The sequence below is a fragment of the Desulfoprunum sp. genome (assembly GCF_053613775.1).
Genome location: NZ_JBSHXH010000008.1, coordinates 467532 through 481493 on the forward strand (window position 1 = coordinate 467532; position 13962 = coordinate 481493).

The following is a 13962-nucleotide window of genomic DNA, read 5'->3' on the forward strand; positions in this document are numbered from 1 at the left end:
AAGTTTCTGGATAAAAACGGGACAATCGGATGCTGGAGCAACGTTTGTCAAACTGTTGGGGGAAAAGTGGAGCAATGAAACAGGATTTGTCGAATGCCGTCTTCCGTAACCGGTTCATCGTTCCGGAGAGTGTCCTGGACCGGAACGGTCATGTCAACAATGTTGTCTATGTCCAATGGATGCAGGATGTCGCCATCCGCCACGCCGATTCGGCCGATGGGACCCGGATCGTCCAGGCGCTTGGTGCGACCTGGGTGGTGCGATCCCACAATATCGAATATCTGGTTCCGGCCTTTGCCGGCGACGAGGTGGTGGCGCTGACCTGGGTGGTCGATTTTCGACGGGCGCGATCCCGCCGGCGCTACCGGTTCATCCGCGAACACGATAACGCCCTGCTGGCCCGGGGCGAGACGGAATGGGTGTTCGTCGATGCCGCCAGCGGTCGTCCCCGAACCATTCCCCCCGAAGTGGCGAGGGTTTTCCCGCTGCCGGCCGACGGTTTTGAACCCTGAGCAACCGGGAACATCCCGGTTGCGGCTATTGTCCGGTGGCGGGCAGATTTCTGATTTCCCGGGAGATTTCCCGGCACAACTGCGACAGTGTTTCGCTGAGGGCCCGGACCAGTCCTTCGTAGTCCGGGCTGGCGGACGGCACCTGAAACCTGTCCCGCCGGTCGGGGACAAGCGATTTCCCCTGCCGGTCCCGTACCGACCAGACAGCCTCGAGTTGCGCCTCACGCACCCCTTGCCCCTCGAAACGGAGGATCTCGATCGAGATCTGGTAATCAAAGGCGGCAGTTCGGTTCCAGGGATAGGCCACGATCCGCTCGGTCGCCAGCAGCACGGCGAGGTTTTCTCTGAGGACCCGGGAGATGTTGTCGGCCGGCGGTTCGATCCAGCGCCGGCCGTCGATGACCTCCATCCGGTTGGCCCCGCTGCGGATGACGATCTGCGGCCGATCCAGTATCTCCGGCAACCGCACCGGACCGAGACCGATGCCGAGGTCGGCGGTGGTTGCCGATTCGACGACGGTCTGTTCGGCGTCGATGGCGGTGAGCTGGTAATAGGCAACCGGTCGGGAACGGGTGCATCCCGGGAGCAGCAGGGCGATGGCGACCAGGATGGCCGGTAAGCGGTGCCGGCAGCGGCAGACAATCTCCATCATGGTGATTCCTCCTCGGATTTTTTGCCGCGGAGAACGGCCTCCGGCTGCTGCTCCAGGTTTTCGGCCAGCAGGCGCAGCGCCCGGGCGGCCCGGGAAATCTCCTGGAGCGAGGCGTTGATGCGCTGGACAGTGGGGGACTCGTCGTCGGCAAGCTGCTGTATCGCCTGCGCCGCATTGGCCAGTTCCGTGCCGGCCCGGGCAATATCCCGGGCGATGCCGGAGTCGCCGGCGGTCAAGGCGCCGACCTGATCGGCGGCCCGGCCGACCTTGGCCATCGCCGACTGGACGGCATCGATCGCGCGGCGCAGGTCGGTCACGGCGGTTTCCGCTTCGGCCAGCAGCGGTCCGCCCCTGGTATCGAGTCGGGCCGCCACGGATTCCAGATGTGCCAGGGTGGCCTCCAGCCTGGTCGGGATATTGGCCATCGCCGACGATGACAGGAGTCTGCTGATCGAGGCCCCGATCGACGCCAGATCGGCAAGGAACTCGCTCATCGGGAAATCCTCCAGCATCGACGCCAGTTCCTCGACGGTGGTCGGGATGGTCGGGATCTCGTTGCCGTCCCGGGCCTTGTTGACAAAGTGGGCCGGCTTGCCGGGATAGAACGCCAGATCGATATAGAGCTGGCCGGTCAGCAGGCTCTGCATCTTCAGCCGGGCCCGCATGCCCTTCTCCACCAGTTGGCCGATGGTCAGGCGGTCTTCGGGGGCGATGACCTCGCCGCCGCCGGTCCTGATCATCTGCAGGTCGAGCTCGATCGTCACCTGCACCTTGAAGCGCTGGTGTTCCTCCTCGAGCCCGATCCGGATGTGCTTGACGGTGCCGACCCTGACGCCGAGGAAGACCACCGGCGCCCCCGCCTGCAGCCCCTGGCCGGTCTCGTCGAAATACATGATGTACTGCTGGCGATCCCGGAACCACTCGTCACCGGCCAGCAGCAGAATGGCGATGATCGCCAGGATCAGGGCACCGAGCACGAAGGTGCCGATCAGGGTGGGATTGGCCTTTCTGCTCATGCTTCCCCCCTGGTGAGGAAATGACGGACCCGGGGATCGCCGCTCTGCAGGGCCTCTCTCGGGTTGCCGGTGGCGATCATCGTCCGGGTCTGGGTATCGAGAAAGACCGAGCTGTCGCCGATTCCGAGGATGCTGGCCAGTTCGTGGGTGATGATGACGATGGTGGTGCCGAAGTTCTCGCGCAGTTCGAGGATCAGGAGATCGAGATGGCGGGCGGTCAAGGGGTCGAGACCGGAGGAGGGTTCGTCGATGATCAGGATCTCCGGGTCGAGCGCCAGCGCCCGGGCCAGGCCGGCTCGCTTGCGCATGCCGCCGCTCAGTTCGGCGGGGTAGAAATCCTCGAAGCCGGCCAGCCCGACCAGGGCGAGCTTGAAGGAGACGATCTCGTCGATCAGATGCGAAGACAGATCGGTATATTCGCCGAGCGGCAGGGCGACGTTCTCGGCCAGGGTGAGCGAACTCCACATCGCCCCGCCCTGGAACATGACCCCGAGCCGGCGTTTGAGGCGCTCGTGCTCGGCGGCCTCGACATGCCAGAAATCCTCGCCGTCGTACAGCACCGTCCCCTTGGCCGGTCGCTGCAGACCGATCAACGACCGCATCAGCGTCGATTTGCCGCAGCCGTTGCCGCCCATGATGATGAAGATTTCGCCGCGATTGACGGTGAAGTTGATGTCATGCTGGACCACGTACTCGCCGTAGGCCATGGTCAGGTTGCGGACTTCGATGGGAACCGCCGTCGCCATAATGTCAGATCCCCAGCTGGTAGAAAAGGATGGTCAGAATCGAGGCCGAGATGGTGATCAGCAGGATGCTGGTCACGACCGCCGACGTCGCCGCCTCGCCGACCGCCTCGGCGCTGCGGCCGCACTGCATGCCCCGCAGGCAGCCGGAATAGGCGACCATCGCGCCGTAGACGCTGCCCTTGACCAGGCCGACCGCGAAATGCTTGAGCTCCAGGGCGCTGATGGTTTCGTTGTAATACTCGAACAGGCCGATGTCAAAGATGGTGGTGGAGATCAGCAGCCCGGCCAGTATGCCGACGAAGCCGGAATAGAGGGTCAGCAGCGGCACCATCAGCATCAGGGCGATGATCCGGGGCAGCACCAGAAAGTCGATCGGTGAGATGCCCAGGGTCCTGAAGGCGTCGATCTCCTCGTTGACCTGCATCGTCCCGAGCTTGGCGGCGAAGGCCGAGCCGGTCCGGCCGGCGATGATGATGCCGGTCATCAGCGCCCCGATCTCCCGCACCATGCCGATCGCCACCAGATCGGCGATGAAGATCTGGGCCCCGACCATCCGCAGTTGGTCGGCCCCGAGGTAGGCGAGGATCAGGCCGACGAGAAAGCTGATGACCGAGACGATCAGCAGGGCCCGCGGCCCGACCTCCTCGATCTCCCACCACAGGTCGCGCCACCGCAGGCGGATCCGGCCGGACAGCAGATGGCCGAAGGAAAAGATGACCTCGCCGAGGAAGCGCAGCATCTCCGGGGCGCCATGGAAAAATTCCACCGCCGCCGCCCCGATCCGATGGAGGAAGTTGTGCCGGCCCTCGCCCCGGCCGGCGATCTTCTGCTCCGGCCCGGCGGCGGCCATCGCCAGCAGGTGCCGGACCCCTTCCGGCAGGCCGTCCTGGTCGGCCTGGATGCCCCTGGCGGCGCACAGCCTGATCAGGACGGAGAGATAGGCGAGGAAGGCCGAATCCCAGGACGACAGGTTGGTCCTGAAGGTCAGACGGGAGGTGCCGGCTGTCAGCGTCGATGCCAGGTCGTCGGGTGCGGGGAGCCGCTGGTCGAGGCACCAGCGGCCGGAAAAGGTGATCTCCAGTGTCGATGCATCCAGGGGTTGCGTGGCCAGACGCCACTGCCGGGCGTCCCTCTTGTTTGCCATGGAGGTCACCGGCCGCTCGGGTCACACGTACCCGGCCAGGGGCGATCGGCCGCATGGGGGCTGAAGGCACGGGGAACCCGAACGGCGGGGGCGAGCCGGATCGAGACGATCATCTTCTTACCGCTCGATAGAGAATCAGGATGAGGATGGCGCCGCCGGTGGCGATCAGAAAACTGCCGAGATTGAAGCCGGTGAACGAGCCGATCCCGAGGAAGGAGGCGACATAGCCGCCGACGAAGGCGCCTCCGATGCCCAGCAGGATGGTGATGATGATTCCGCCCGAGTCCCCGCCCGGCATGATGAACTTGGCGACGATCCCGACCAACAGCCCCATGACGATCCAGGAGAGAATTCCCATGACTGTCCTCCGAGTAGGTGTAATCGCGTGTGCCGCTGCCGACGGCAATTCGTGCGGCAGCCGGTCGTCCCGGATATTTTGTCTCTTTCTCTTAAGAGGTTATGTGATCAGGGAGGGAAAGTCAAATCAGGATGTGGAGAAGATTCCCCTCCTCTTTTCCCGGCTGATGGAGGCAAGGTCCTGATACCCGGGGCGCAGTCAGGGATGCTGCCGTGGTTGACTTTCAGCCGCCTTTTGACGATAATGCCGAACCCGATATGGTGGGGCGGGAGCCGCCCAAACCTTTTCATTACCGACAAACCTGGAAGAGAGAACGAACATGTCCCTGCTGATCCCCGTGTCCTGGGGAGAACTCCTCGACAAGATCACGATCCTGCAGATCAAGAGCGAACGGATGACGGATGCCGCCAAGCTTGCCAACGTGAGAAGCGAGCTCAAGCTGCTGGAAGAGGTCCGTGACCGCCTGGGGGGAGATCCCGATGGGCTTGCCGAACTGGTTGCGGACCTGCGCGAGGTCAACGGGAGGCTGTGGGAGATCGAGGATGCGATCAGGGATTGCGAGAGGGAGCAGGTTTTCGAGGAGCGGTTCATCGAACTGGCGCGGTCGGTCTATTTCACCAACGACCGGCGGGCCGACCTGAAATACCGGATCAACAGCCTGATGGGCTCGCAGGTGGTCGAGGAGAAATCCTACACCGCCTATGCCGATGGCAAGTGAGCAGCCGCGGCGGGTCCTGGTCGTCAAGCTGAGCGCCCTGGGCGATATCGTCCAGGCCGAAGGGGCGATGCACGATATCCGTCTCCATCATCCGGATGCGGAGATCACGGTGATGACCACCCCGCCGTACCGGCGGCTGATGGAGCGCTGCCCCTGGGTGGATTGCATCTTTATTGATCCACGGGCCGGTCGCTGGCGCCTCGACTGCATGCTGACCCTGCGCCGCCGCCTCAGGCGGGAAGCCTTCGAACTGGTCTACGACCTGCAGCAGGTGGGCCGCACCGATTGCTACTACCGCTGGTTTCTCCGCGGCACCCCCTGGGTGGGCGGAGCCAGGGGCTGCTCGGTATGCTGCCGCCGGCCGGCCGACCGTTGCGCCGCCGACCATTTCGCCCTCTGCCTGGCCATGGCCGGGGTTCCGGTTCAGCATACCCTCCGTTGTGACGTCTCCTGGATGGCCGAGGATGTCGGAGACATCCTCGGGCGGGCGGGCCTGACCGGCCCCTTCGCCGTCCTGGTTCCAGGCGGATCGGCCGAACACCCGGAGAAACGCTGGCCGTATTACCGGCAGCTGGCGGAGAGAATGCGGCAGGCGGGCTGGCAGATCGCGACCGTTCCCGGTCCGGGTGAGGTCGAGCTCTGCCGGGGCATCGGCGGCCACGTGCTGCTCGAGGACGACGGTCGTGTCCTCGATATCTTTCGGCTGGCAGGGATCCTTCGTCGGGCGGCGCTGGTGGTCGGCAACGACACCGGGCCGACCCATATTGCCGTCCACCTGCAGCGGCCGGGGTTGGCCCTGTTCAGCAACCATATCCCCCCCACCTTTTCCGGCATTCAGCACGGTCGTTTCGACTGGATTGAACAGGCCGACCTGCGCGACCTGGCCGTTGTCACCGTCTGGCAACGGCTGGCACCGCTGCTTGCCCTCTCCTCATCGCGGCAAACCAAAATCTGATCGGATCCTTACCTTCTCCTGTCGCCGCCCTGCTTTATTGCGACAAACAACGGAGGAGGGAAAAATGGTCATGGAGAGAAAGGCCTCGATGCTGGAGGTGTTCGACCGGGCGGTCGACGCCATCATCAACGTTCTGATCATCTACATCATCTTTCTGCTGATTGCCGGACTGCTGAAGGTCCTGTATCCGCTCAACCTGCTGTTCGAGGACTATTTCCGGACGATCGACATGTCCCGCACGGTCAGCGACATCCTCACCTTTCTGGTGATGATCGAGCTTTTCCGCAGTTTCATCGAGTACCTGAAGGTCAAGCGGATCCGGCTCCACAGCATGATCGATCCGGCGATCATCTTCATCATCCGGGAGCTGATCGTCATGCTCTACTCCCATGCGTCGATGGCGGCGGAGACCCTGATCGGCTTCGCCATCCTCCTCTTCGCGCTCGGGCTGGTCCGGACGATGGCGGTGATCTTCAGCCCGAAGGAGGAACGGAGGCCCTGGGGCTGATTCCCGCGCCTGTTCAGCGATGCTTGAGGAAGGTGCCGTCGTGATACTCGCGGAAGGCGGTCTGTAGTTCCTCTTCGGTATTCATCACGATAGGGCCGCGCCAGGCGATGAGTTCACGCAGCGGGCGGCCGGAGATCAGCAGGAATCGTACCGGCTGGGCGGCGGTGCGGACAGCGATCCGGTCGCCGTCGGAGAAGACGAGAATGCTGCGGTTCCCCTGCCGGTTCGGCTCTTCCGGTGCAAAGGAGGCCTCCCCCCCGATGACATAGGCGACCACCGTGTCGCCCGGTCGGGTCGGGTGCTCGAGGCCGGATTCAGCCGGGACCGTGATGTCGAGGTACTGCGGGTCGATGGTGATGTCCTCGACCGGGCCCCTGGTGCCGTCGACCATGCCGCAGATGACCTTGATGGTCGCACCGGCGGCGGTCGTTACGGTCGGGATCGTTGCCGCCGTCACATCGCGGTAGCGGGGCGCGCACATCTTTTCGGCCGCCGGCAGGTTGCACCACAGCTGGAAGCCGTGCATACTGCCGGCGGCATCGCCTTTCGGCATCTCCTGATGGATGATGCCGCTGCCCGCCGTCATCCACTGCACATCGCCGGAGGAGATCATGCCCCGGTTGCCGAGGCTGTCGCCATGCTCGACATCGCCCGCCAGGACATAGGTGATGGTCTCGATGCCCCGATGCGGGTGCCAGGGGAAGCCCTTGAGATACTGGTCGGGATGGTCCGAGCGGAAGTCGTCGAACAGCAGGAAGGGATCGAACAGCGCGGTGCCGCCGAAGCCGAAGGCGCGGCGGAGATGGACGCCGGCCCCTTCCAGGGTGGGGATGCTCTGAGAAATCTGCTGCAGGGTGCGAATGGTCATGGCTTTCTCCTCGGGTTTCATTCCGGTCCAATGAGTCGTTCGATATCCTCGTAGTTTTCAGGCTGAAAAGGCGGGGTGCAGATGGCGAGAAAGAGCAGGTCGCCCGTGCCGCTGTTGGTGATCCGCTGGCGGCGGGCGGGTGGGATCAGGATCACATCGCCGGGGCGGACCTGTCGGGGCGGCAGGCCGCCGATTTCGACCAGGGCTTCGCCCGCAAGGATGACATAGCGTTCGACCGTACCCCGCAGCCGGTGCCAGCGGGTGGTCCGGCCCGGTTCGACCCGGGCGCGGGCGATCGACAGCTGCGGGTCGTCGTCAGCCTGCAGCAGTTCGATGATATGGCAGCCTTCGGCGATAAAGCATTCCGATTGCGGCCGGATATGCCTGATCACGGCGTTCATTGCGACAATCCCCGACCTATGCCGGGGATGCCGATGCCCTGGATGCGGATGGCGTTGCCGCCTTCTTCATAGGCGAGGAGCCGGCCCTCCCGCTGCTGGATGCGGAAGGCGAGGGAGTAGGACAGGACCCGGATCGGATAGTCACGCGGGAGCCGCTGCAGGTAAGGCTGGATGGTGACGAAGTCGGTCGCCCCGTACTGTTCCATGATGAAGCGCAGGCCGCCGTTGGCCGGGCCGATGTTATAGGCGAGCAGGCCGAGGAACAGGTCATCCTTCATCTCGGTGAGATAATGTCTGAGGGTGGCCGCGCCGAGGTGGGCGTTGTAGCGCGGATTGTCCAGGACCCGCAGCTCCGGGGCGAACAGCCGGTCGACCTTTTCTCTGGCCGCGGCCGGAATCTGGGTGATCTGGAACAGTCCCTGGCCGCCGTCATGGCTCTGCCGCGGTAGATACGAGGATTCGGTGGCGGCGAGGCCCTGCAGCAGATCGACATCGATGGCGTAGGTCCTGGCCGCCTCCTCGATGGCCGGGTGGTAGGGCTGGGCGCGGTCGATCAGTTTCTCCAGGGCCGGCGTCTCCAGGCGGCGGTAAGCGGCAAAGACCTGATGGGCGAGGGTGACACGACCAGCCTCTTCCTTGCCGCCGACCAGGGTCCGGTAGTAACCGAAGGCCTGGTGAAAATGGTCCTGCATTGTCAGCAGACCGGCCGCGAATGCCAGGCCGAAGGCGATGGCGGCGGGGAGATGGGGCGACCAGCCCTGCAGCCGGGGGCGCAGCCGTCGCCAGCCAATGAGCAGGATGGCGGTGAGGACGATGAAGCCGAAGATGCCGCCGGCAAAGGGGAGAAGGCTGGAAAAGATCCGGGTACCGGCAAAACGGTTGGCCGAATAGCCGAGCAGAGCGATGATGGCCGCAATCCCGGCGATCGCCAGGCCGCTGATCTCGATGCTCAACAGCAGGGCATTACGGCGCAGGGAGATGGCCGGTTTCTTTTTGCCCCGCGTCCCTTTCCTGCCTTTTTTCCTTGGGGCGGCGGCACTCCGCGGTGTTTTTTTTCGCGCAGTCTGCGGTAGGTTCGCTGCAGGTTGTTGTGATGCGGGCCTGGGCATATTCTCGGGTTTCAGGGAACCGGCTGGTTGATGGAAAGGCGAGGTTTCATCGGCCTGGTATCGGCGGAGTCATCGAAAGAAGCGATCAAGCCACCTGGCGATCTTCGGCATCCTCCGTCCGCAGCATTTTTTCATAGACTTCCGGGTACAGCTTCTTCATGCACTCAGGGCAGATGCCATGGGTGAAGGTCGCCTGCGAGTGGTTTTTGATATAGATTTCGATCTGGTTCCAGTATCCCTGGTCGTCACGGATCTTCTTGCACGAGGCGCAGATGGGGAGAAGACCGCTCAGGGTCTTGACCTCCGACAGCGCCCGCTGCAAATCACCGATGATTCGTTCGCGTTCTTCCTCCAGCTGCTTGCGTCTGGTGATGTCGGTCATCAGATCGAGTGAGGCCGGCCTGCTCTGCCACTGGATCCATTTCGCCGAGACCGCCAGCCACAGCGGTGTGTCATCCGGACCGATTATTCTCATGTCGTATCTGTCGGCAATCTTACCCCCTCGCATGCGTTTTTCATAGTTTTCCATGACCGTTTTCAGATCGTCGGGCCAGATGAAATCAACAAATGGTCTGCCGATCAGATCGGTGAGGGGCATCCCGACCAGATCGGCCGATTTCTGATTGGCGAAGACGATCAGCTGATCCTGGATGATGGCGATGGCCTCATGCGCCCCTTCGACCAGGGTACGGTATTTTTCCTCACTCTCCTGCAGGAGCAGATCGTTCTGTTCTTTCAGCAGCAGGATGAAGCCGATGCCGCCGACCAGCATCAGGAGGTAGAGCGGCAGAAACGTCATTTCCTGGATCGGCATATTGCTCATCAGAATCATATCAGGAAAGATGAAGGCAAATCCGGCTCGGAAAAACAGGATGAAGTTGAACAGGAGATAGCTGGCGCCGATGGTCTTGTGCAAGACCGACCCCGTTGTGTCGCGGAGGATGAACAGGTTCATCGCGCCATAGATCAGCATCGTCGCCGAAGAGGCCACGACGATGCGCACGGATCCGGGATGTCCGGCGAACAACAGGAATGCGGCAATGCTGCACGCCCCGAGGATGGGAAAGAGGATGGTGCAGTCACGGTTCGGTTTCTTGACGGTGGCCAGGGCCAGCGCCTCGAGGGAGAAGGCGGTAAGGAGCAGGCTGTTGCCGAGATGCACCGACAGCAGGTCGCTGACCTCGCCGCGAAGTCCGAGCAGCAGCCAGGCCAGGGTCTGCAGGATTTTCCCGGCCAGGAACTGGAGGTACGGTGTCTGCAGCCTTCGAGAGCTTTGATAGGCGATGAGGACCGCGGCGGAGATGAAATTGCCGATGAACAGGAGATCGATGATGGTGTGAATATCCAGATGCAATATTCAATCTCCTGATCCTAGGGAGGGCGGTGATGGAAAATTTTCCGCCGCGATCGGCCGCCGGAGGCGAACCGGCCGCGATGGATTTTTGTATTGTGCCTGTTTCGGGTGGTTTTATCAACTGGTATTGGACGCAATCTCCCGGTGATATCGTTGCCGTTCGTCGTCCGTCAGCCGTGCAGGGGGCGGTCCACCGCCTTGAAGGCGGTCTCCAGCATGATCTCGGCCAGGGTCGGGTGGGCGTGGATGGTTTCGGCCAGCTGCCGGACCGTGGTGCCGCTGCGCATCGCCAGCACGGCCTCGGCGATCAGGTCGGTGGCGTGGGGACCGGTGATCTGGACGCCGAGGATCCGGCCGCTGGGCTGGTCGGTGACGATCTTGGCGAACCCGGCGATCTCACCGATGACATGGGCCTTGCCGAGGGTGCGGAAGTGGACGGTGTCGGCCCGGAACCGGCAGCCGCGGGCGGCGGCCTCGGTCTCGGTCAGGCCGACGGTGGCGATCTCGGGCATGGTGAAGATGGCGCCGGGAACGATATCGTATGCCATTTCCCGGTCGGCGCCGAGACAGTTGGCGGCGGCGATCTCGCCTTCCGTCGAGGCGACATGGGCAAGCATGATCCGGGCCGGGCCGAGGATATCGCCGATAGCGTAGACCTCGGGGTTGCTGGTCCGCAGCTGCGCATCGGCGACCACCCAGCCCCGGGCATCGCAGTCGACCCCGATCCTCTCCAAACCGATACCGGCGCTGTTGGGTATCCGGCCGATGCTGACCAGCACCTTGTCGCAGGATTCCGGCTGCAGCCTGGCGGAAGAGTCGGCGCCGGCCGGGCCGACGCGCAGTTCGATCCGCTCGCCGACCGGAGTTGCCGACAGGACGGTGGCGCCGGGCAGCACCCGGATCTTCTGTTTTTTCATCTCCCGCAGCAGCAGTTTGCCGCAGTCCTCGTCCACTGACGGCAGGGGCAGGATCCGGTCCATCGCCTCGATCAGGGTCACCCGGCTGCCGAGGCCGGCGAAGATGCAGGCCAGCTCGCAGCCGATGACGCCGCCGCCGACGATGGCCAGCGACTCGGGGATGGACTGGAGGGAAAAGATGTCATCGCTCGACAGGATCCGGCGCGAGTCGAAGGGGAAGGCGGCAATCGGGGCTGGACGGCTGCCGGTCGCGACGATCAGCCGGTCCCAGGCGATCTCGAGCTCTTCTCCGGTGGCGGCGGCAACCGCCAGCTCGTGCATGGCGCTGATCCGGCCGGTACCGGTAACGACCCGGACCCCATGCTTTTGCAGCAGGTTGCGGATGCCGCCGGCCTGGATGTCGATGATCCGCTCCTTTCTGGCGACCAGGGCCGGCATGTCGCAGCGGGCGGCGGTACCGGCGGCGATGGCGAATTCTCCGGCGGTGCGGATTGCCCCGAGGGTGTCGGCAGTCTGCTTGAAGATCTTCGAGGGAATGCAGCCCCAGTTCAGACAGGTGCCGCCGATGGGGCCTTTTTCAACCAGGGTGACGCTGGCGCCCGACTGGGCGGCGCGGATGGCGGCGACATAACCGCCCGTTCCGGCGCCGAGGATGGCGATCTGCATGGGCGGTCTCCTCCCGATCGTTGCGGAATCCGTAATAAAATATCACCCAAAATGATGATATTGTCTATTTTTAGTTGTGACATTGACAACATATCCAGTATAGCGTAGCTTTTTTATTAAATGCAAGAGCCGTTTCAACCTGGACGAAGCCTCAATCACCATCAAGGATGGCCGGATGCCGTTCAAGAAGGTCGCCGAGGCGGTCCCGGACCAGCAGGCGGCGGCGATCGACGGCGTTGCCGCGGTCGGGACCTTTGTCGTCAACGGGAGTGTCAATCTCAAGGTGCCGCTGACCCGCTGAGCGGTCCGCGGTCGCCGCCGAAGACAACAGGCGAGGTGAGACGATGGATCAACTGCGAATGACGCCGCTGCATCAATGGCATCTCGGGCAAGGGGCGAACATGGCCCGTTTCGGTTCGTACGACATGCCGCTGTGGTATCCCGCCGGAGCCAGGGCCGAGCACCTGGCGGTCATCGAGGCGGCCGGGATCTTCGATACCAGCCACATGGCGGTGATCGGTCTGGACGGGGACGGGGCGAGGGACCTGCTCCAGCGCTGCTTCACCAAGGATCTGGACCGCTGCCAGGGCCGGGATAAAGGGCCGCTGGCGATCGGCCGCTGCGTCTACGGGGTCTTCCTCGCCGCCGCCGGCGCGGTCATCGATGACGCCATCGTCTACCGGCTGGCCGAGACGGCCTGGATGGTGGTGGTCAACGCCGGGATGGGACCGGTGGTGGCCGGTCATCTCGAGAGTCAGGGCGGTTCCGGGGTCAGGATCAGCGACTGCGGCGACCAACTCGGCAAGATGGACATCCAGGGGCCGCTGGCCGCCAGGATCCTCGCCAAAGTGCTTCACGACCCCGGTCCGGTCCTGGCCGACATGGTCTATTTTTCCTGCAAGGGCGGCTTTGGCGAGCTGCAGACCCCGGTGCCGGTACGACTGAACGACGGCACGCCGCTGCTGCTGTCGCGGACCGGCTACACCGGCGAGTTCGGCTTCGAGCTGTTCGTCGCCGCCGACCGGATCGTGCCGCTGTGGCAGACGGTGCTGGCCGCCGGCGAGGAGTTCGGCCTGCTGCCCTGCGGTCTGGCCGCCCGCGACTCGCTGCGCACCGGCGCGGTGTTGCCCCTGTCCCATCAGGACATCGGCCCGTGGCCCTTCGTCAACAATCCCTGGCTGTTCACCCTGCCGTGGGACGGCGGCGGGACCGCCTTCACCAAGGAGTTCATCGGTGCTTCGGCCCTGCGCGACGACCCGGGCGATGCCTACACCCTGCCCTTTGCCGGCTTCGATCCGCGAAAGATCACGGTCGGAAAAGACACCTTTGTAACCGATCGGCAAGGTGATACAATAGGCCAGGTGCTGACCTGCGCCACCGACATGGCGATCGACCGGGTCGGCGAGGTGATCGTCAGCGTGGCGACTCCACCCGCCGAGGGCCGGCCGGCCGACTTCCGGCCGCGCGGTCTCAGTTGCGGTTTCATCAAGGTCAACCGGCCATTGGCTGCCGGAGCCACGGTCAGTATCACCGACGGCCGGCGCCAGATCAGGGTCGAGATCCGCACGGATATCCGGCCTCACCGGTCGGCGCGGCACCCCATAACGTCAATGCTGTAAAACCGATGGGAGGACGGAGACGATGAAGGACCTGAGCGAACTCGATTTTCCGGAGACTGTGCGTTACACCGAAGACCACGAATGGGCAGCCGTCGATGGCGAGACGGTGCGGATCGGGGTCAGCGACTACGCCCAGGATCAGCTGGGGGATATTGTCTATGTCGAGATGCCGGAGATCGGCGACATCTTCGAGAAGGGCGACGAGTTCGGCACCCTGGAGTCGGTCAAGGCCGTGTCGGAAATCTACATGCCGGTGGGGGGGGAAGTGGTGGCGGTCAACGAGGCCCTGGTCGATACGCCGGAACTGATCAACCAGGACCCGTACGGCGCCTGGATCGTCGAGATCCGGGTGACCGATGTCGGCGAGTACGACGAGCTGATGTCGGCCGAGGACTATCTCGAGATGCTGAGGGGCTGAG

Annotated in this window: 17 protein-coding genes; 7 read left to right on the forward strand and 10 right to left on the reverse strand. The window is 63.7% G+C overall.

The genetic code is table 11. The annotated features are described in order from the left end of the window. The first annotated feature begins 74 nt into the window (after window positions 1–74). Window positions 75–512: an acyl-CoA thioesterase gene (locus tag ACWGKN_RS16885; RefSeq protein WP_452095671.1), complete on the forward strand. Its 438-nt coding sequence runs from the start codon at window positions 75–77 to the stop codon at window positions 510–512. A gap of 25 nt (window positions 513–537) precedes the next feature. Here ACWGKN_RS16885 and ACWGKN_RS16890 read toward each other — a convergent pair whose 3' ends face one another. The 5 genes from ACWGKN_RS16890 to ACWGKN_RS16910 all read right to left on the reverse strand — a co-directional run bounded on the left by ACWGKN_RS16890 (window position 538) and on the right by ACWGKN_RS16910 (window position 4428). Continuing rightward, complete coding sequence (locus ACWGKN_RS16890; protein WP_452095672.1) at window positions 538–1164, reverse strand: PqiC family protein; 627 nt, start codon at window positions 1162–1164, stop codon at window positions 538–540. Next, window positions 1161–2180 carry an MlaD family protein gene (locus ACWGKN_RS16895; protein ID WP_452095673.1) on the reverse strand — a complete coding sequence of 340 codons (1020 nt, stop codon included), beginning with the start codon at window positions 2178–2180 and terminating at the stop codon, window positions 1161–1163. The genes ACWGKN_RS16890 and ACWGKN_RS16895 overlap by 4 nt, the downstream gene beginning before the upstream one ends. Next, entirely contained in the window at window positions 2177–2926 is a 750-nt protein-coding gene (locus ACWGKN_RS16900; protein ID WP_035228180.1) for an ABC transporter ATP-binding protein, read from the reverse strand. The genes ACWGKN_RS16895 and ACWGKN_RS16900 overlap by 4 nt, the downstream gene beginning before the upstream one ends. A 4-nt stretch (window positions 2927–2930) precedes the next feature. Continuing rightward, the gene (locus ACWGKN_RS16905) at window positions 2931–4070 is read right to left on the reverse strand and encodes an MlaE family ABC transporter permease (protein WP_424252663.1); all 1140 of its coding nucleotides are present in this window, start codon (window positions 4068–4070) and stop codon (window positions 2931–2933) included. Window positions 4071–4179: 109 nt separating this feature from the next. Continuing rightward, window positions 4180–4428: a GlsB/YeaQ/YmgE family stress response membrane protein gene (locus ACWGKN_RS16910; protein WP_035228178.1), complete on the reverse strand. Its 249-nt coding sequence runs from the start codon at window positions 4426–4428 to the stop codon at window positions 4180–4182. Window positions 4429–4747: 319 nt separating this feature from the next. Between ACWGKN_RS16910 and ACWGKN_RS16915 the strand changes: the two genes are divergently transcribed. The 3 genes from ACWGKN_RS16915 (at window position 4748) to ACWGKN_RS16925 (ending at window position 6609) form a co-directional block, all read left to right on the forward strand. Next, window positions 4748–5146, forward strand: coding sequence for a DUF6165 family protein (locus ACWGKN_RS16915; RefSeq protein ID WP_035228173.1), 399 nt, complete (start codon window positions 4748–4750; stop codon window positions 5144–5146). Further along, a complete protein-coding gene (locus ACWGKN_RS16920; protein ID WP_035228424.1) occupies window positions 5136–6101 on the forward strand; it encodes a glycosyltransferase family 9 protein in 966 nt (321 codons plus the stop codon). Before ACWGKN_RS16915 ends, ACWGKN_RS16920 begins: the two co-directional genes overlap by 11 nt. A gap of 64 nt (window positions 6102–6165) precedes the next feature. Next, on the forward strand, window positions 6166–6609 hold the full coding sequence (locus tag ACWGKN_RS16925) for a phosphate-starvation-inducible PsiE family protein (protein ID WP_035228172.1): 444 nt from the start codon (window positions 6166–6168) through the stop codon (window positions 6607–6609). A gap of 13 nt (window positions 6610–6622) precedes the next feature. Here the strand turns inward: ACWGKN_RS16925 and ACWGKN_RS16930 are convergent, their stop codons facing one another. The 5 genes from ACWGKN_RS16930 to lpdA all read right to left on the reverse strand — a co-directional run bounded on the left by ACWGKN_RS16930 (window position 6623) and on the right by lpdA (window position 11924). Then, window positions 6623–7477, reverse strand: a complete 855-nt coding sequence (locus tag ACWGKN_RS16930) for a pirin family protein (protein ID WP_452095674.1) — start codon at window positions 7475–7477, stop codon at window positions 6623–6625. 17 nt (window positions 7478–7494) lie between these two features. Continuing rightward, window positions 7495–7878 (reverse strand): cupin domain-containing protein, encoded by a 384-nt coding sequence (locus ACWGKN_RS16935; RefSeq protein WP_052159802.1) that lies wholly within the window; start codon window positions 7876–7878, stop codon window positions 7495–7497. Continuing rightward, complete coding sequence (locus ACWGKN_RS16940) at window positions 7875–8987, reverse strand: lytic transglycosylase domain-containing protein (protein WP_035228170.1); 1113 nt, start codon at window positions 8985–8987, stop codon at window positions 7875–7877. Before ACWGKN_RS16940 ends, ACWGKN_RS16935 begins: the two co-directional genes overlap by 4 nt. Before the next feature lie 85 nt (window positions 8988–9072). After that, complete coding sequence (locus ACWGKN_RS16945) at window positions 9073–10341, reverse strand: PAS domain-containing protein (RefSeq protein ID WP_452095675.1); 1269 nt, start codon at window positions 10339–10341, stop codon at window positions 9073–9075. A gap of 170 nt (window positions 10342–10511) precedes the next feature. Beyond that, window positions 10512–11924: a dihydrolipoyl dehydrogenase gene (gene lpdA / locus ACWGKN_RS16950; RefSeq protein WP_035228169.1), complete on the reverse strand. Its 1413-nt coding sequence runs from the start codon at window positions 11922–11924 to the stop codon at window positions 10512–10514. A 175-nt stretch (window positions 11925–12099) separates the two neighbouring features. Between lpdA and ACWGKN_RS16955 the strand changes: the two genes are divergently transcribed. The 3 genes from ACWGKN_RS16955 to gcvH are packed head-to-tail and all read left to right on the forward strand — an operon-like array spanning window position 12100 to window position 13961. Next, window positions 12100–12225: a hypothetical protein gene (locus ACWGKN_RS16955; protein ID WP_452095676.1), complete on the forward strand. Its 126-nt coding sequence runs from the start codon at window positions 12100–12102 to the stop codon at window positions 12223–12225. Window positions 12226–12268: 43 nt separating this feature from the next. Continuing rightward, window positions 12269–13543 (forward strand): aminomethyltransferase family protein, encoded by a 1275-nt coding sequence (locus tag ACWGKN_RS16960; protein WP_035228167.1) that lies wholly within the window; start codon window positions 12269–12271, stop codon window positions 13541–13543. Window positions 13544–13565: 22 nt separating this feature from the next. Continuing rightward, window positions 13566–13961, forward strand: coding sequence for a glycine cleavage system protein GcvH (gene gcvH, locus ACWGKN_RS16965; protein WP_035228165.1), 396 nt, complete (start codon window positions 13566–13568; stop codon window positions 13959–13961). Window position 13962 lies beyond the last annotated feature (1 nt).